Genomic DNA, 15,543 nt, shown 5'->3' on the forward strand with positions numbered 1-15,543 from the left:
CATCGTGCCGAAAGGGCATGGTGAATTCGCAACTGGCGGGCAGCCCCGCCCGCCCAAGGCGGGAAAGGCGGGAAAGGCCGGATCGGGCGGTTTCGCGGCCATAATGGCGCCTTTGATGTCGGCGTTGTGGTTGTCACGACGTGCCGCGCGGCGTATCAGGCGGGTCTTCCTTTGCCTTGATATCGGCGAGCCGCCCCGGTGCTTTCCAGAAACCAACCCCAAGTCTACGCCCGCCGGCTGCGCGCGGTTCTTTTGAGGTCAGTCCCTCTGCTGGAGGCACGCGGCATCGCCGTGGTCATGCTGGCGGGCGTTGTCGGCGTCATAGCCGGCATACTGGTCACCGCGATGAGCCAGATCGTACAGGACCTGCACGGGCTGCTGTTCGGCGTCCAGCCCGGCGGGCGCCTGTCTGGCATGTTCTCGCTCGCCAATCCGATACAGGCGCTGATCCCGGCGATCGGCGGTATCCTGCTCGGGATATCGGTGGTCTGGCTGAGGCTCCGGAAATTCCGCACGCCGGTCGATCCGATCGAGGCCAACGCGCTCTATGGCGGGCGCATGTCTCTGACCGATACCTTCATCATCGTCGTGCAGACGATGATTTCCAGCGGCTTCGGCGCTTCGGTCGGTCTGGAGGCGGGCTATACGCAGGTCGGCTCAGGCGTCGCCTCACGGCTGGCGCGCGCTTTCCGGTTGCGCCGCAACGACGTCCGCATCCTGGTCGGCTGTGGTGCCGCCGGCGCCATATCGGCCGCCTTCGACGCGCCGCTGACTGGCGCCTTCTACGGCTTCGAACTGGTCATCGGCATCTACTCGGTCGCCAATGTCGCCCCCGTCATGACGGCCGCGATCTCGGCGTCGCTGACGGCGGAAGTGTTCGGCGGCGTGCCCTTTCCGCTCGAGCTTTCAGGGTTGCCGCAACTCACCGCCAGCCAATATGTGCCTTTCCTGTTGCTCGGCCTGCTTGGCGGTGCTGCCTCGATCGCCATCATGCAACTCGTGACGTTGATCGAGCGTGGGTTCAACCGCCTGTCGGTCGACGCCTCGCTGCGCCCCGTCATCGGTGGTGTGCTGGTCGGCCTCCTCGGCCTGATCACGCCGCAGGTCCTGTCCAGCGGCCACGGCGCGCTGCATCGCGAGTTCGCCATGAATTACGGGCTGGCGGTGGTGGCCAGCGTCTTCGTGCTGAAGCTGGCGGCGTCGGCGATCTCACTGGGTTCGGGCTTTCGCGGCGGATTGTTCTTCGCCTCGCTGTTCCTTGGTGCGCTGCTCGGCAAGTCGTTCGCCGGTGTCATGGCGCTCGTGTCGCCGGCGACCGGTATCGACCCCTCCGTCGCCGCCGTTGTCGGCATGACGTCGCTTGCCGTCGGCGTCGTCGGCGGGCCTCTGACCATGACCTTCCTGGCGCTGGAATCGACCCGCGACCTGACGCTCACCGGCGTGGTGCTGGCCGCCTCGATCATGGCGGCGATCCTGGTGCGCGAGACCTTCGGTTATTCGTTCTCGACCTGGCGCTTCCACCTGCGCGGCGAGACGATCCGCAGCGCCCACGATGTCGGCTGGATGCGCAGCCTGACCGTCGGCTCGATGATGCGCGAGGACATCAAGACCGTCGATGCGTCGACGACGCTGGCCGCCTTCCGCAAGGAATTCCCGCTGGGTTCGGCCCAGCGCGTGATCGCCGTCGACCCGGGGGATGAGTATGTCGGCGTGCTGATCGTGGCCGAACTGCATAGCGATCCCTCCGGGGGCGAGGTGCCGGTGCGCGACCTTGCCCAGTACAAGGATGCCGTCCTGGTGCCCAGCATGAACGTGCAGGCTGCCGCCGAGACCTTCCAGCGCGCCGGCGCCGAGGAACTGGCCGTGGTCGAGGACTTCGCCGACCACATCGTGCTCGGGCTGCTTACCGAGGGCCATTTGATGCGGCGCTATGCCGAGGAACTCGAAAAGGCGCGGCGGGACCTGTCGGGCGAGGGGTGAGGCGCCGCGAACCTTCGAATTCGTCAGTGCTCGATCGGCCCCTTGGCCATCACCAACGCGGTGCCGGCGGTCGTCGGGCGCTCGATGACGCGGCGCACGCGCGGCGGCTCGTTGCCCGAGTGCAGCGCCCGCAAGCGTTCGCCGACCATGGCGTCGGCTTGGGTGATGCGACCGTTATGCCTGACATATTCGAGCCAGGTCGGCGTGTGGTAGTGCTCGATCCAGATCGACGGATTTTCGAGATCGCGCGCCAGTGTCCAGTTGCGGGCGCCGTCGCGACGGCGGATGCGGCCGCGCTCGGCCATGGTGGCGAGGAATTCCGCCTCGTCCTCGTGCCGGATGATGTATTCGATCATAATGGCGATCGGACCGCTGCGCGGCTTCAGGTCAAGTGCCAGGTGCGGCTCCTTGAAGCGGTTGAGCGGGTCGAGGTTGAGCACCTGCTGTTGCGGCAGCGGCAGCACGAGGCCGATGGCGCCCCCGGCCAGCATGGCGATGGCCGCGGCGATCAGCGCCGTCTCGGCGCCATGCGCGTCGGCGACGACACCCCAGATCCAGCTGCCCAGTGCTATGCCGCCGAAGGTTGCGGTCTGGTAGACCGACAGAACCCGGCCGACCACCCAGCGCGGTGTCGCCATCTGCACGGTGACGTTGAAATGCGAGAGCGCGATCACCCAGCAGGCACCGCCGACCAGCAGGCCGAGCGAGGTCTGCCAGGCATGCTGGCTGACGGCGGCGTTGAAGGCGCAGGCCGCAAAGCCGGCGAAGGCACAGCGCACCATCGTCTCGCTGGAGAGCAGCTGCCGCAGCCGCACGCTGATCAGCGCCCCGCCGACGGCGCCGATGCCGAAGGCGCCCAGCATGATGCCGTAGGTCAGCGCATCGCCCTTGACCACATCGCGCGCCACCAGCGGCAGCAGCGCCAGCACCGCGCCGGCGCTGAAGCCAAAGGCGGCGCCCCTGACCAGCACCTTGCCGATATTGGGCGACATGGCGACGTAGCGCAGGCCGGCGCCCATGGCGGCCCCCAATGACTCGCGCGGCAAGGTCGAGGCCGGCAGATCCGGCTTCCAGCGTGCGAGCACGACGATAAGCCCGACATAGCTCACCGCGTTCGCCGCGAAGGCCGCGGCCGCGCCGGCGGCCGCGACGATGATGCCACCGATTGCCGGGCCGACGCTGCGTGTCAGGTTGAAGCCCATGGAATTCAGCGCCACGGCGGCAGGCACCTTGTTGCGCGGAACGATGTCGCCGACGGAGGCCTGCCATGACGGGCTGTTGAGTGCCGTGCCGCTGTCGATCAGGAAGGTAAAGGCCAGCAGCGTCCACGGCGTGATCAGGTCCAAATAGGTGAACGCGGTCAAAAGCACCGAAACGACCAGCATGAAGGTCTGGGCGACCAGCATCACCTTGCGGCGATCGAAGCTGTCGGCGATGGCGCCGGCGACAAGCGCGAACAGCATGATCGGCAAGGTGGTCGAGGCCTGGACCAGGGCGACCTGATAGGGCGAGGTGGCGATGGTGGTCATCATCCAGGCGGCGCCGACGCCCTGGATCAAGCCGCCGAAATTGGAGACGAGGCTCGCGCCCCATACGGCCCGGAAGATGCCATGCCGGAACGGCGCCAGCGCCGAGACGCTTTCGCTATCCGGCTTCTCGTCAATCATGGATGGGTTCCTGCCACGGCGCGCTGATCCTTGCGGGAATCCGTTTCCCCGCATGATTTGCCGAAACTATGGCATCGCGGCGCAAAGGGCGAATGCCTTGCAGGGAAGATCATGGTCCAACAAGGGGATAGCGAAGGGCCACACGCTGGCGCCGCCACCGCAAACCGTCGCGCCCTGAATGGCACTCCACAGCATGTCGCGGCGAACAGGATTCGCCCGACCTTGCTGTAAGCTTCTGATTCTATACAGGTCGTTGTTCCGGAACCGGGAACCACTTCCGGGCGAAATGCATTAGCCGCAACCCGGACGCCTGCTAGCTGCGTTCCATCCCGGCGCAAATCTGGGCGGAAGCGTCGAGCACCCTTGCTGGAAATCGCTCAGAAACCGTTCTGGATGCGCTCGAAGATGACATTGGTGAAGGCCGATATCTGGCCGCCGATGAAGGGACCCGTAAGCGCCACCACCAGCATGATGGCGACGATCTTGGGCACGAAGGTCAAGGTGATTTCCTGGACCTGCGTCAACGCCTGGATCAAGGCGATGCCAATGCCGACCGCCATGGCGACCAGGACCACCGGAGCGGATGCGGTCAGCACCGTCCACACCGCATACTGGACGATGTCGAGTGCGTCGGCCTCATTCATGTCGGCGGTTGGCCTAGCTCGCCGGCTTGATCGACACGCCCGCGCCGACAGGGACCGTGGTGCCATCCTGCAACACCGCGATCAGTCCGTTGCTGCCAAGCGTAACCGACGCCACCGTGCCCGTTGTCTTGCCATCGGCCGAGGTGATGTTGCGGCCTATGAGAGCGTCGGCCTGCGACAGCGCCGAGGACTGCATGATCTGGTCGAGCTTGGTGTTGGTCTGCACCGATTGCTCGACCTGGGAGAAGGTGGCGAGCTGGGCGACATACGCCGTCGAATCCATCGGTTTGGTCGGATCCTGGTTCTTCATCTCCGCGATCAGAAGCTTCAGGAAGGACTGATAGTCGACCGCCGTCTTCGAGGTCGACGTGGTGGTCTGGTTGGCGCCAACCGGCACCGTCGTCGTCATGTCCACGGTCATCAGTATCGTGCTCCCACGGCCAGCGGGCGCGCGGCGCCCGGAACATCGTCATTGCCGCCAAGCGCGCGGCGTTCGAGAGGATAAAGCGAGCGGATCGCCTTCAGGGCCTCGTAGATGTGATCCTCGCCGACCATGCGGTCGACCTGTTTCAGCGCGCTGCCGATCTCGGCGTCTTCGAAACTTGCAATGAGCAGTGGCAGCGAGCGACGGAACATCTCGCGCGCTTCGTCGGCACCAGCGGGGTTTATCAGCATGACCTGCACGATGAAATAGAGCTGCCGCAATGGCGTCGACGCGTCGTCTGCTTGGATCACATGGCTCTCGAGCAGGAACTGCACGTCGTTCATCAGCTCGATGGTGACCTTGCGGTCGACGCGGATGACCGCGCCATTGATGTAGATCTTCTCATTGGGCTTCAGCGATAACTTCAACGTGTTGGTCATTGAATGCCGTCACGGATGATCTGGGATACTTCGATCAGCCCCTCGAAATTGTCGGTGCGGCCCTGGCGGATGTCCTCGGCCTCGCGCAGCAGCCACAGGCCGATGGAGATCAGGTTGGCGCGCAATTCCTTGGGGAGCGCATTGTCGCTGGAGCCGAGATCCTCGACGAAGGTGGTCCAGACGCGATTGGTGAAATGCAGCGCCTCGACCGCCTCCATCGAATGCTGGCCTGCCGCGGCGGCGGCCGACAGCATGTCGATCGAGCGGGTCAGGAGGTCCCGCTCGCGGTCCTTGGCGTCCGCGACGGAGGTGCTCTGAACGTCGGCGTAGGAGAATTGGTACATCGGTGGCTCTACCGTTCCGCTGGAGGTGTCAGGTCAGGTAATTCAACAGGCTGAGCTGCTGCAGGCGCGCCGTCAGGGCGAAAGACGTCTCGATATGCTGCGTCAGATTGGCGACGCGGGTCGCCGCTTCCGCCGGATCGACTGCCTCGAGATCCAGAATGTGCCGTTCGAACAGGTCGATCTGCGTCTTCATGCGGTCGCTGGCATCGGAGACGCGCTTCTGCACGATGCCGGTCTGGGATTGGACCTGCGCGATGCCGCTCAGCGCCTCGCCGACCAATTTCTGCGAGTGGTCGATGATGGTGTCCTTCGCCGCCTGGCTGATGTTGGTGGACATCAGGCTGGAGACCAAGGCCGCCGCCATGGCGAGCTTCCTGATGCCGTCGCTGTTGGCCCCGGTCGAGGTCTCGGTGGTTTCGTTGAGCGCGATGCGGCTGACGATCTGCTGGTCGGTCGCATTCGACATGTTGGTCTGCCAGCCCGCGCCGAGGAACTGCGGCGTGACATCGTTGGTGATGAAATCGTCCATCTGGGCCGCGGTGATGTTGGCCGCGGCCGGGTCACTGGGCGGGAAGCCGAACTTGGCGACGAAGGAGGCGTCAAAGGCAGCCTTGGCGGGAGAGCCGGCGGCCGTGAAATCGTTGATCGGCTTGACGTCGGTGTTGGTGCCAGCGAACAGATATTCGCCGTTGACGCTGGTGTTGAGGATCGACGTAAGCTGCTGGATCGTTGTCTGGCCGGTCGATTGGGTCAGGCTGTCGGAGTTGTCGCCCGACGACGCGGTGGTCAGGCTGGACAGGAAAGTCTGCGCGACGCTGGAGAGCTGGCCGAGCGAGGTCTGGGTGGATGAGAGCCGGGCGGCCACCAGTCCGTTGGAATCGACAACGACGTTGAGCCGGTCGAGGTCGCGCGAAAAGGTGACGGACTGGGCGGTACGCCCACCAAGTGCCAGACCGACATCGGCGACCTTGCCGGTCGAGGACTCTTTCGTGGCTTTGACGAGATCGGCCTGCATGCGCATCTGCTGATAGCGCATGGCATTCGTAAGGGCAGCAGAGGAGACAAAGGTCATGGCTTATCCCACCGCGCTCAACAGCGCCGTCATCATGTCGTCGATGGTCTTCATCATCCGGGCGGATGCCTGATAGGTGTGCTCGAGATCGAGCATCAGCGACATTTCCTGATCGACATTGACGCCCGTTGCGTTGGACAAGGCATCGGCACTGCGCTGTGCCAGGGCTTCCTTGGCGTCGGCGGCGGTCGAAGCCTGCTGACGAACGCCCTGCAACCAGCCGATCGAATTGGCGGCGTAGTCGGCAACGCTGGAGGTTGCCGAAATCCCGGCCAAGGGATCGAACGTCATCGGCTTGTCGAGCTGGTCGCCATAGGCGACCAGAAGGTTGGAGTATGAAGCCCCGCCAGTGGTGTTGGCGACGTAGGCGACGCCATTGGCCCCCCCATCGCGCAGCAATGTCGGGTTGCCGCCGGTGCTGGGATCCATCGCGGCATTGATCTTGATCGTTCCAGCAAGGCCGTCGACGAGCGTGCCCGCGGCTGGCACCGCCGGTGCGCCCGACCAGGTGAACAGGCCCGCCGCATTGGGCATCGACGGTGCCGTTTCGGCAAAGGCGGTGATCAGGCCGCGCGCGGTTTCGTCGAGCTGGCTCTGCATGGTCGAGGCGACGCCGTCGCGCAATTGCAGCAGGCCGGCAATGGTGCCGCTGGCGGTGGTGTTGCCGCCGCTGCCCGCCGAGACCGGTACGTTGTCGATATAGACCGTGTTGCCGGCCGCACCCGCGGCGTACCCCGAAGACGGGGCGAAGCTGACGGTGCGTGGGATCGTCTCGAACAATGTCGTGCCGTCACCCGTGGTGATGACCATGTCGTTGTCGCCACGCGTGAAAGTCGACACCGGAATGTAATTGGCGATCTTCTTCAACAATGCGTCGCGTTGGTCGAGCGCATCGGAAACGTCGGTGCCTGAACGGGTTCCGGACATGACCGCGGTGTTGGCATCCTGGAACTGGTTGAGCAGCGAGTTGAGATCCTTGACGGCGGTATCGATCTGGCCGTCGGTTTGGGTACGAAAATCCTGAATGGCCTTGGAGCCTTCATTCAGGGACCGCACGACCTGTTTGGCCGCGTCGATGACGCTCGAGCCAAGATTCTGGTTGGACGGCGAGGTGGCGTATAGCTGCAGCGCCTGCTGCAGATTGCCGATCGCTGTCGAAGGCGAGGAGGCGTTGTCGACGCCATTCACCGATACGTCGAGCTGATCCATGCCGTTGTAGAGCGCGCTCTGGCCGGCATAGGCGGACAGAGCGCCGAGGTTCTGGCGAAACAGCAGGTCGTTGGCCGCACGCTGGACATCAACCGAACGCGCGCCGGGCGTCGTGCTGGTGACCAGCGCGATGCGGCGCGAATAGTTCGGATTGTCGGCGTCTGCCACGTTGCGCGTGACGACGCTTGTCTGCCGCGAGGTGGCCAGAAGCGCCGATTGGGCGATGCTCAGTGCGGAGGAAAGCGACATGCTGGTCTTTCACGGGCGAAGCCCGGTTTATCTCTTCAGGTTGACAAGGACGTCCATCAGGTCGGAACCGGTCTGGAAGACTTTGGAATTGGCGGTGTAGCTGCGCTGGGCCGCGATCATGTCGGTCAATTCCTCCGCGATATCGACGTTGGAATTTTCGAGCGCGCCCGAGATGATCGAACCGGCCTTGCCTTCGTTGGCAAAGCCGACACGGATCGCACCGGAGTCGGTGCCTTGCGCGTAGACATTGCCAGGCAGCGCCTTGAGCTGGTCAGGGCTCTGCACGTCGGCCAGCGGAATTTTGTAGAGCGGCTTGGAGGTGCCATCCTTGTACTGGGCGTAGATGGTGCCGTCCTTGCTGATCTGCACCTTGTCGATGGTGCTCGGCGCGTTGCCGTTCACCTGGGCGTCGGTGACGGTGAAGCCGGTGCCGAGCTGGGTCAGCTTTGACAGGTCGAGGGCAAGGCTGGCGCCGCCCGGTACGGTGAATGAAATGCCGGTCGGGGTGCCGGTGAGCTTGCCGGTGGTGGTATCGAAGGTCAGGTTGGCCGTGCCCAGGGCGCCGCCGGCAGCGTAGGGGAAGCCAGTTCCGGCTGTCGCCTTCGACTGGTCGAAGACCGCCACCTCCCAGGTGCCTGCGCCGGTGTTGGTGAAATAGACGTCGAGCAACTTCTTGTTGCCGAGATTGTCATAGGCGACCATCGACGACTTCGAAGTATACTGCGCTCCCGCCGAGTTCGTGCTGGGCAGGTTGATGGCAGCGACCGGTGTCGCACCTGCCGGCAGATTGCCGCTGAAATTGCCTTGGGTGCTCGGCGTCGCGGTCAGTCCCTGGTCGGAGATGACAACCGGCTCGAGACCTTCGAAGCCGTTCACCGTGGCCGCCGGCGTGCCATTGGCGTAGCTGTAGGCCATCAGCTGGAAACCGGCGGCATTGACCAGCCGGCCCTGTGCGTCGGGAACGAAGGCGCCGGCGCGGGTCAGGAAAGGCGTGCCGCTTGGATCCTGGACGACGAAGAAACCATCGCCGCTGACGGCAAGGTCGGAGACCGAGGTCGTGTATTGAAGTACGCCCGGATCGCTGACCGCCTGGCGGATCGTGGTGGTGACGCCGCCGGAATTATAGGCGCCACCGGTCGACGGCATGATCAATGTCGAAAATTCGGCCGAGGACCGCTTGTAGCCGGTGGTATCGGAGTTGGCGATGTTGTCGGCTGTCGTCGACAGGCGGTTCGCCTGGGCGTTCATGCCCGAAACGCCGGTCCGCATCATTCCGTAGAGGCTCATCGAGATGTCTCCGCAATATCCATGCCACTGGCTTCGAGGCTACGCGTCCTGTCTTGCGCGAGGCTGGCGCGGTGCCGCATCAGAACACGAGCCGGTAGCCGAGGAAGCGCTTGGAATCGATCGGGTCGGTGCCCAGCTTCTCGCGCAGCTTCTTGCGCAACTTGCTGATGTGGCTTTCAACCACGTTCTCTTCGACCTCTTCGTCGAAGATGCCGTAAATGGCATTGAACACCTGGGTCTTGGTGACGCGGCGGCCACGGTTGCTCGCCAGATATTCCAGGATACGGCGCTCGCGGCGCGGTAAGGGCAGCGGCTGCCCGTCGATCTCGGGATCGCGGCCGTCCATGAAGATGCGCATGGCGCCGATCTCGGTATAGGCGACGTCCTCGCTGGCGCGGCGGCGGATGGCGGTGATGCGGGCCAGGATTTCGCGGATGTGCACCGGCTTGCGAATGACGTCATCGACGCCGCTCTCGAACAACCGCAGCGTGTTTTCCAGCGAATGCTGCTCGCTGAGCGCAATGACCGGAGCTCCGGTGCGGTCGCGGATCTGGCGCGGCGAGATCGCGCCGTCGCGACAGTCGCCGATCAGGAAGGCCCGCACCGATCGCAGATCGGTGTCGGCGGCCGAGTTGACCCACTCGCCGAACTCGCCCGGCGCGAAACCGGCGCAGGCGATCCCCTCGCGGTCGAAAAGTGAATTGTAGCCCTCTGTCACGAGCTCTCGCTCGTCAACGATAACGATCATCGGCCCCGCCTCCGAATCAGCACATTTGCCCCGTGGGGAAAGGCGTATCCGCTGGCGGGAATCCTGAACAACCGTCATTTCTTGTAACTAGTTTCTTGGGAGTCCGGAATCGTATCGGTTGCATTAGCGTGCAGCCAGATATGCTTGCGGGTCCAAGTCTCGGCCAAGTCGAATCGACCGCTTCGCAGCCACGGGACTGACGTATTAGAAGTGGAAAATGCGCTTACGGGTTGCAGAAGACGCGTGCGTTCGTGGTCCATTTGCCGAAGCCGGTGGCCACCATGTTGGCGATCACCCTGCAGACATAGACCTTCTGCGCCGGGTCGTTGTCGGGTCCGGCATGATAGCGGGCGACGGCCATGGACCAGGTCTCATGGCGGGCATGGAGGCTGGCCAGGAAGCGTGCCGCGTAGTCGACGTTCTGGCGCGGGTCGAGCATGTCCTCGACGCTGCGGAAATGCGAGGCATGGTAGCGATGGTTGATCTGCATGCAGCCGAGATCGATCAGCGTCTTGCCCTCGCGCTGGGCGTTGGCGAAGGCGGCAAGTGCTTCGTCCCGGCTTCTCGGGAAGACTGCTTTTCCCTCTATATTCAAGGCATTGGGTTGAAGGCTGCCCTTGTTTCCGGTTTCCGTCAACCCGACGGCATAGAGGATGCCGGCAGGCACGCCATAGCGGTCGGCGGCACGCAGGATCTCGGGTTCGCAAGGATTGGTGGCGGCGCCTGCGCTGCTCGCGAGGCTAGATAAAAACACCGCCGCCAGCGCGCTCGCGAGAAGGCGAAGCGGCGCGGCCATGTGCTTGCGCTTCATCATGATTACCCCTTGCGGATTGCTGACCTGACTGCTGGCCGCCGGTTCCACTGTTGCCGCCGCCGGAATTTCCGGGCTGGAAGGATGACGGATCGCGGCCGGGTGCAGCGCTCATCGAGGCGGTTGCATCCGTGCGGGTTGTAGAGGGAATTGCTACCGAAGGTTGCAGAATGGTGACCTTGTCAACCTCGAAGCCCAGCCCGCGCAGCGACTTGACGATCGCCTCGCTGTCACTGGAAAGCTGGCGATAGGCATCGTGTGTTTCGGGCTTCAATTCAATCGACAGTTGTTCTCCGGAGAGCCGAAGATGGGCCGTCACCATGCCCAGTTCGGCCGGGTGAAGTTCGATCTTCAACACATGTGTCGGAACGGCAACAGAGCCTGTCAGCTGAGCGGTCGCGGAGGCCGTGGAAAGCGCCTGGTTCGGACCGCCATCGGCTGAAATGGCGCCGATCACGTTGAGGGCTGCCTGGCTTATCGGTGCCTGCGGCGGGGCGGGGAAGCTGCGCTCGGAAACGACGTCGATGCGTGCCGCCGCCGACTGCTGTTTTCCCGGCTCGGACCGCAACGCGGACTGGAGATCGGCGATCGATTTCAACTGCGGCGCCGCCTGCTTCGTCTCCACGCCCGGCACCTCCGCAGGCGCCTCGGGCAAGGGGCCGGCCGCGATCGTACTGTCATGTTTCGGCGTGCCGGCGGTATCACGAATGAGCCGGCCGTCGAGTTTCGTCAACGGTCCGTCGACCAGCGATACCCGCTCGGGCTTGGCCATGGGTTCGAGACCGTCACGCCCGGCGGCGGATTTCTGCCGGTGGGCCTTCGGCGGAAGCTGTCCAACGACCGCGGCGTCCTGTCCCGTTCCGGCCGCGCTCTGGTCGGCCGTTTTGGTCGATGTCGAGAAATGGCGCAGGTCATGAAACGCCATCAGCAGCGCTAGATGCTCGTCGAGTGGCGTCGCGCCCGATTCGGCGGCCGGCGCGTCGGCATCGGCATCCTTGTCCGTCCCGGCGTCCTTGCCGTCCTTCATGGATTTCGCGGCAGACGATCCGCTCGGCGTGGTCCTTGCCTTGCCGGCGGGCCTAGGCTCGTCCTCGCCTGCCTTTGCCGCGAGCTCCGCGGCAAGCTTGCTCCACCGCGGATCGCGGGAGCCTGGCTCGGCCGGTGGCTGCTTCTCCGAATGGGCAGGGCTTGCGCCGCCGTGCACCATCCCTCCGAACCCGGTGTCGTCCTTCTTTCCGGACGCGGCCGGCTGCTCGGCCGTGCGCGCGGCGGTAAATCCGGGCAGGGCCGGGCCGAGGCTGGGGGTCATTTCGGGGCGGCTCCAAGCATCTGGTCGATCAGGTCTAGCTGTCGACGGGTTTTCGTCATGGCGGCGTCGGTCGGGTCTGTCGTGTCGGCGCTGGCCGCGACCGCCGGGGCCGATGCCGGCAGGACGGTTGCCGCGTCGGTTGCCGGCGCGGATGTGTTCGGCGCAGCGGGCGCAGCGGGCGCAGCGGCCAGGGGCGCCAAGGCCGGCTTCTCGGACACGGCACCCTCGACGGGTGGCAATCCGGCGGCATCCGTGGTCGATGCGGCCGCAATTTCGGGTTCGGGCGATGGTACGACCGGCGCGGGCGCCGGATTTGCGACCGGAAGGGAAGCAGGCGGCGCCACCACTTCGCCGGCGATGGCCTGGGCCGCGTCGAGCAAGGCCCGGTCGCCGTCCGATAATCTGCTGCGGTCGATCTTGCCAAGTTTGGTGCGCACGTCCTCGATGGTATCGGAGGTCACCGTGGACAGGCTGGAATAGAGCAGGGCGCGCGGATCGCCCTGATTGGTGTTGCCGTCGCGACCCTGTTCGGCCCGCGCCGAGGCGAAGGCCGACAAGTCACTCATGCCGTCAATCGCGGCGCGGCGTGCGATACGCAGATAGATCACCTTCTCGCGCTCGGGGTCCATCATCGAGGTGATGTCGGCCAGCTTGTCCTGGCTGATCGACATATGCAGTGCAATGACGCCGGAGACGAAGGAGTCGGCGAACTGGCTGGCGTAAGGCGAATAGAGGTAGCGCTCGACATATTGGGTGGAGGCAAGCGCGAACCGCGCCGCGTCGCCCTGCGTCACGGCAATGCCGACCGAGCGCCGCAAGGCCGCTTCCTCGACCAGAGTGCCGGGGCTGAGCAGCTTGGCTTCATCGAGCAGCGTGAGTGCGGCCGCCGGCTGATCCGTGGCAAGCAATGAGCCTTTGACCAAAGCGAGGAACGCGCCGAGGTCGCCTGGCAGGGTCATCGGGTCGATCGGCCTCAGGGCTTCGATCGCCTCGCCTGGCCGGCCGTTCAGATAGTCGATCACCCCTTTGGCCATGGCAAGGTTCCGCGGATCGGAGGCGGCGCGCGACACGGCCGCCTCGACGGTCACCGGATTGCCGCCGCTCATGCCGTAGACCAGCAACGCCCGAAAATTCTTGGGATCCTTGAAATCCTCGGCGTCCGCCGCACGCAACCGCGCATCGGTCATCTCGAGCAGCTTGGCCTGCATCGGCATCGCGGCATGATCGCCGGCCGCGATGCGGTCCTGAACGAGCTGCAACGAGCGGACCAGCTGATAAGGCTGCAGCGTGTCCTGGGCGAGGCCCGCAGAGGGACAAGCCGTGGCCAGCAGCAACAGGCCTATCATACGGCTGGTGAGCGCCGCCCGTTTCATCCGCCGGTCGCCATCAGGATCTCGATGCGGCGGTTGGCCGCCGACAGCGGATCAGCGGCATCCTTGGGCTGGCGATCGGCGAAGCCGGCAACCTCGGTGATGCGGCGTTCATCGACGCCGCCACGCACGAGCATGTAATAGGCCGAGTGCGCGCGCGCCGTCGACAGCCGCCAATTGTCGTAGTTGGCACCGCGGAAGGGACGCGCATCGGTGTGACCGTTGATGCTGATGGTGCCTTTCTGGCCGTTGACGATGCGGCCGATCTTTTCCATCGCCAGCACCAGTTCGCGGCTCGGCACCGCCGAGCCGACCTCGAACATGCCGAAGTCGAGCTGATCGGTGATGGAGATGACGACACCCTTGTCGGTGGCTTCCACCGAGACGCCGTCATGCAGCTTATCGCCGGGCTTGAAGGCATCGGCCAGCTGCTGCTTGACGTCGGCGGCCGCCTTGCGCGCCGCGGCGGTCGGAGCCTTGTCCGCCGCCTCGGATTGTGTGGCCTCCTGCATCGCAGCGGTCGTGCCCGCCTTGGCCATGTCCGCGGCCTTGCCGTCTCCAGCCTCGGCCTTGGTATCGCCGGCCTTGGCATCAGCAGTCTTGACCATTGTCGCCGCGGCGTCCTTGCCGTCCCCGGCTAGGGGCTCCAGTGGTGCATCCTTGATCGGCGGCGCCGGTGGCACGGCCTTGACCTTGGCGATCTGTGTCTCGGCAGCCTTGTCGCCGGGCTTGAGCGGATCGCCCTCGACCCTGGGGCGCTGGGCACTCGCCTCGGCGCCGGGCGCGGCGACCTGCTGCGACCAGAAGTCCGGCTCGAAAGGATCGCGGTAGGACGCGCCACCCGAGGCGCCCGTCGCCGGGCCGGAATTCTGCGCGCCGCCATCGCCCTTCTGGCTGACATTCTGCATGACACCGGTATCCGTGGCGATCTCCGAAAGCACCGCATAGGGGTCGGCGAAAAGATGCTCGTCGGACTGTTGCGACTGCTGCGGCTCCTGCTTGTCCTGTTTGCGATTGGACGAGCCCGCGGCGCCGGTGCCGTCCTGTCCAGTCTTGGTGGTCGCTTCCTGCGGGTCGTCGGCCGTCGGCCCGGCCGTGCGCGGTCCATTGCCGAGATCCTTAAGGCCCTTGCGGCTCGACTCGCGGTCGACCAGCTTGACGGGGTTGAAATAGCTGGCGACGGCCGTCTTGGTCTGTTCGTTGGCGGCATTGATCAGCCACATGACCAGGAAGAAGCACATCATGGCGGTCATGAAGTCGGCGAAGGCGATCTTCCAGACGCCGCCATGATGACCTTCGTCGTGGTCTTCATGGCCGCGCCGCACGATGATGATCTCGCGCCTGCCATGATCGGCTTCGGCGACGCTCATGACAGGACCTCGGACAGGGTTACCGACCATTCGGCCATGCGCGTTTCGAACACGGCCTCGTCGATGGTGACCATCAGGTCGAAGCCGGGCGCCTCGATGAAGTCGAGGTTTGCGGCGCGGGACCCAAGCGACGCCTTCAGCGTTTCGAACAGCGAGAGCGGCCCGCGAACGGCAATGCGCACCGCTTCGTCGTCGCCAACTGCTTCGCGGATCGCGCCGGCGAGCGCTTCGAGCGAGCGCTTCCGCAGATCGTCGCTGACAACGCCGCCGATGATGCGGGCGACAGTGGCGGCGACAAGATCCGTCACGCGCCCCTCCATGGCGTCGATGCGCGACGAGACCGCCTTGCCGACATCGCCGCCGAAACTGTCGAGAAAGGCCTTTGCTTCCTCGGCATTTGCCTGGCGTTCCGCTTGCAGCGCCGCTTCATGGGCCGCGGCAAGCCGTTCGCCGAGCGCCGCCTCCGCCTGGGCAACGGCTTCGGCGATCAGCGTGCCGATATCGGCCGTCGGTGCTGCCGCCTCGGGCTTGTGCTCGGCGGTGGCCTGCGGCTGGCTGGCGCGTTGCGCGCGCGTGCCGAAATCCGGGAGAAGATCAAAGAGGGCTGCGGAGGGCATGG

Annotated in this window: 15 protein-coding genes; 1 reads left to right on the forward strand and 14 read right to left on the reverse strand. The window is 65.0% G+C overall.

Going from position 1 to position 15,543, the window contains the following annotated elements; all coding sequences use genetic code 11:
• The first annotated feature begins 198 nt into the window (after nt 1-198).
• Nucleotides 199-1,980 (forward strand): chloride channel protein, encoded by a 1,782-nt coding sequence (locus FJ527_RS11315; protein WP_140823136.1) that lies wholly within the window; start codon nt 199-201, stop codon nt 1,978-1,980.
• 23 nt (nt 1,981-2,003) lie between these two features.
• Here FJ527_RS11315 and FJ527_RS11320 read toward each other — a convergent pair whose 3' ends face one another.
• The 14 genes from FJ527_RS11320 to FJ527_RS11385 all read right to left on the reverse strand — a co-directional run bounded on the left by FJ527_RS11320 (nt 2,004) and on the right by FJ527_RS11385 (nt 15,541).
• Nucleotides 2,004-3,647: an MFS transporter gene (locus FJ527_RS11320; RefSeq protein ID WP_015315890.1), complete on the reverse strand. Its 1,644-nt coding sequence runs from the start codon at nt 3,645-3,647 to the stop codon at nt 2,004-2,006.
• 377 nt (nt 3,648-4,024) lie between these two features.
• Nucleotides 4,025-4,291, reverse strand: coding sequence for a flagellar biosynthesis protein FliQ (gene fliQ, locus FJ527_RS11325; RefSeq protein WP_013893193.1), 267 nt, complete (start codon nt 4,289-4,291; stop codon nt 4,025-4,027).
• A 13-nt stretch (nt 4,292-4,304) separates the two neighbouring features.
• Complete coding sequence (gene flgD / locus FJ527_RS11330) at nt 4,305-4,712, reverse strand: flagellar hook assembly protein FlgD (RefSeq protein WP_140661809.1); 408 nt, start codon at nt 4,710-4,712, stop codon at nt 4,305-4,307.
• Nucleotides 4,712-5,155, reverse strand: a complete 444-nt coding sequence (gene flbT / locus FJ527_RS11335; RefSeq protein ID WP_015315892.1) for a flagellar biosynthesis repressor FlbT — start codon at nt 5,153-5,155, stop codon at nt 4,712-4,714. The genes flgD and flbT overlap by 1 nt, the downstream gene beginning before the upstream one ends.
• Nucleotides 5,152-5,499 carry a flagellar biosynthesis regulator FlaF gene (flaF, locus tag FJ527_RS11340; protein ID WP_015315893.1) on the reverse strand — a complete coding sequence of 116 codons (348 nt, stop codon included), beginning with the start codon at nt 5,497-5,499 and terminating at the stop codon, nt 5,152-5,154. Before flaF ends, flbT begins: the two co-directional genes overlap by 4 nt.
• A gap of 28 nt (nt 5,500-5,527) precedes the next feature.
• Nucleotides 5,528-6,571 (reverse strand): flagellar hook-associated family protein, encoded by a 1,044-nt coding sequence (locus FJ527_RS11345; RefSeq protein ID WP_015315894.1) that lies wholly within the window; start codon nt 6,569-6,571, stop codon nt 5,528-5,530.
• 3 nt (nt 6,572-6,574) lie between these two features.
• The gene (gene flgK, locus FJ527_RS11350) at nt 6,575-8,029 is read right to left on the reverse strand and encodes a flagellar hook-associated protein FlgK (RefSeq protein WP_015315895.1); all 1,455 of its coding nucleotides are present in this window, start codon (nt 8,027-8,029) and stop codon (nt 6,575-6,577) included.
• Between the two features lie 27 nt (nt 8,030-8,056).
• A complete protein-coding gene (locus FJ527_RS11355) occupies nt 8,057-9,316 on the reverse strand; it encodes a flagellar hook protein FlgE (RefSeq protein ID WP_140661810.1) in 1,260 nt (419 codons plus the stop codon).
• A gap of 79 nt (nt 9,317-9,395) precedes the next feature.
• Entirely contained in the window at nt 9,396-10,064 is a 669-nt protein-coding gene (locus FJ527_RS11360) for a response regulator transcription factor (RefSeq protein WP_015315897.1), read from the reverse strand.
• A gap of 223 nt (nt 10,065-10,287) precedes the next feature.
• The gene (locus FJ527_RS11365; RefSeq protein ID WP_181166342.1) at nt 10,288-10,875 is read right to left on the reverse strand and encodes a transglycosylase SLT domain-containing protein; all 588 of its coding nucleotides are present in this window, start codon (nt 10,873-10,875) and stop codon (nt 10,288-10,290) included.
• Nucleotides 10,805-12,184: a flagellar hook-length control protein FliK gene (locus FJ527_RS11370; RefSeq protein WP_140823137.1), complete on the reverse strand. Its 1,380-nt coding sequence runs from the start codon at nt 12,182-12,184 to the stop codon at nt 10,805-10,807. The genes FJ527_RS11365 and FJ527_RS11370 overlap by 71 nt, the downstream gene beginning before the upstream one ends.
• On the reverse strand, nt 12,181-13,557 hold the full coding sequence (locus tag FJ527_RS11375; protein WP_140823138.1) for a chemotaxis protein MotC: 1,377 nt from the start codon (nt 13,555-13,557) through the stop codon (nt 12,181-12,183). Before FJ527_RS11375 ends, FJ527_RS11370 begins: the two co-directional genes overlap by 4 nt.
• On the reverse strand, nt 13,554-14,924 hold the full coding sequence (locus tag FJ527_RS11380; protein ID WP_140823139.1) for a MotB family protein: 1,371 nt from the start codon (nt 14,922-14,924) through the stop codon (nt 13,554-13,556). The genes FJ527_RS11375 and FJ527_RS11380 overlap by 4 nt, the downstream gene beginning before the upstream one ends.
• Nucleotides 14,921-15,541, reverse strand: coding sequence for a hypothetical protein (locus tag FJ527_RS11385; RefSeq protein ID WP_140823140.1), 621 nt, complete (start codon nt 15,539-15,541; stop codon nt 14,921-14,923). Before FJ527_RS11385 ends, FJ527_RS11380 begins: the two co-directional genes overlap by 4 nt.
• Nucleotides 15,542-15,543: the final 2 nt, after the last annotated feature.

Source organism: Mesorhizobium sp. B2-4-18 (genome assembly GCF_006441385.1).
GTDB lineage: Bacteria > Pseudomonadota > Alphaproteobacteria > Rhizobiales > Rhizobiaceae > Mesorhizobium > Mesorhizobium australicum.

What these genes read in the sequence shown, in the direction of transcription:
- FJ527_RS11320 (WP_015315890.1), bottom strand. Translation starts at nt 3,647, where the DNA reads ATGATTGACGAGAAGCCGGATAGCGAAAGCGTCTCGGCGCTGGCGCCG.
- fliQ (WP_013893193.1), bottom strand. Translation starts at nt 4,291, where the DNA reads ATGAATGAGGCCGACGCACTCGACATCGTCCAGTATGCGGTGTGGACG.
- flgD (WP_140661809.1), bottom strand. Translation starts at nt 4,712, where the DNA reads ATGACCGTGGACATGACGACGACGGTGCCGGTTGGCGCCAACCAGACC.
- flbT (WP_015315892.1), bottom strand. Translation starts at nt 5,155, where the DNA reads ATGACCAACACGTTGAAGTTATCGCTGAAGCCCAATGAGAAGATCTAC.
- flaF (WP_015315893.1), bottom strand. Translation starts at nt 5,499, where the DNA reads ATGTACCAATTCTCCTACGCCGACGTTCAGAGCACCTCCGTCGCGGAC.
- FJ527_RS11345 (WP_015315894.1), bottom strand. Translation starts at nt 6,571, where the DNA reads ATGACCTTTGTCTCCTCTGCTGCCCTTACGAATGCCATGCGCTATCAG.
- flgK (WP_015315895.1), bottom strand. Translation starts at nt 8,029, where the DNA reads ATGTCGCTTTCCTCCGCACTGAGCATCGCCCAATCGGCGCTTCTGGCC.
- FJ527_RS11355 (WP_140661810.1), bottom strand. Translation starts at nt 9,316, where the DNA reads ATGAGCCTCTACGGAATGATGCGGACCGGCGTTTCGGGCATGAACGCC.
- FJ527_RS11360 (WP_015315897.1), bottom strand. Translation starts at nt 10,064, where the DNA reads ATGATCGTTATCGTTGACGAGCGAGAGCTCGTGACAGAGGGCTACAAT.
- FJ527_RS11365 (WP_181166342.1), bottom strand. Translation starts at nt 10,875, where the DNA reads ATGAAGCGCAAGCACATGGCCGCGCCGCTTCGCCTTCTCGCGAGCGCG.
- FJ527_RS11370 (WP_140823137.1), bottom strand. Translation starts at nt 12,184, where the DNA reads ATGACCCCCAGCCTCGGCCCGGCCCTGCCCGGATTTACCGCCGCGCGC.
- FJ527_RS11375 (WP_140823138.1), bottom strand. Translation starts at nt 13,557, where the DNA reads ATGAAACGGGCGGCGCTCACCAGCCGTATGATAGGCCTGTTGCTGCTG.
- FJ527_RS11380 (WP_140823139.1), bottom strand. Translation starts at nt 14,924, where the DNA reads ATGAGCGTCGCCGAAGCCGATCATGGCAGGCGCGAGATCATCATCGTG.
- FJ527_RS11385 (WP_140823140.1), bottom strand. Translation starts at nt 15,541, where the DNA reads ATGCCCTCCGCAGCCCTCTTTGATCTTCTCCCGGATTTCGGCACGCGC.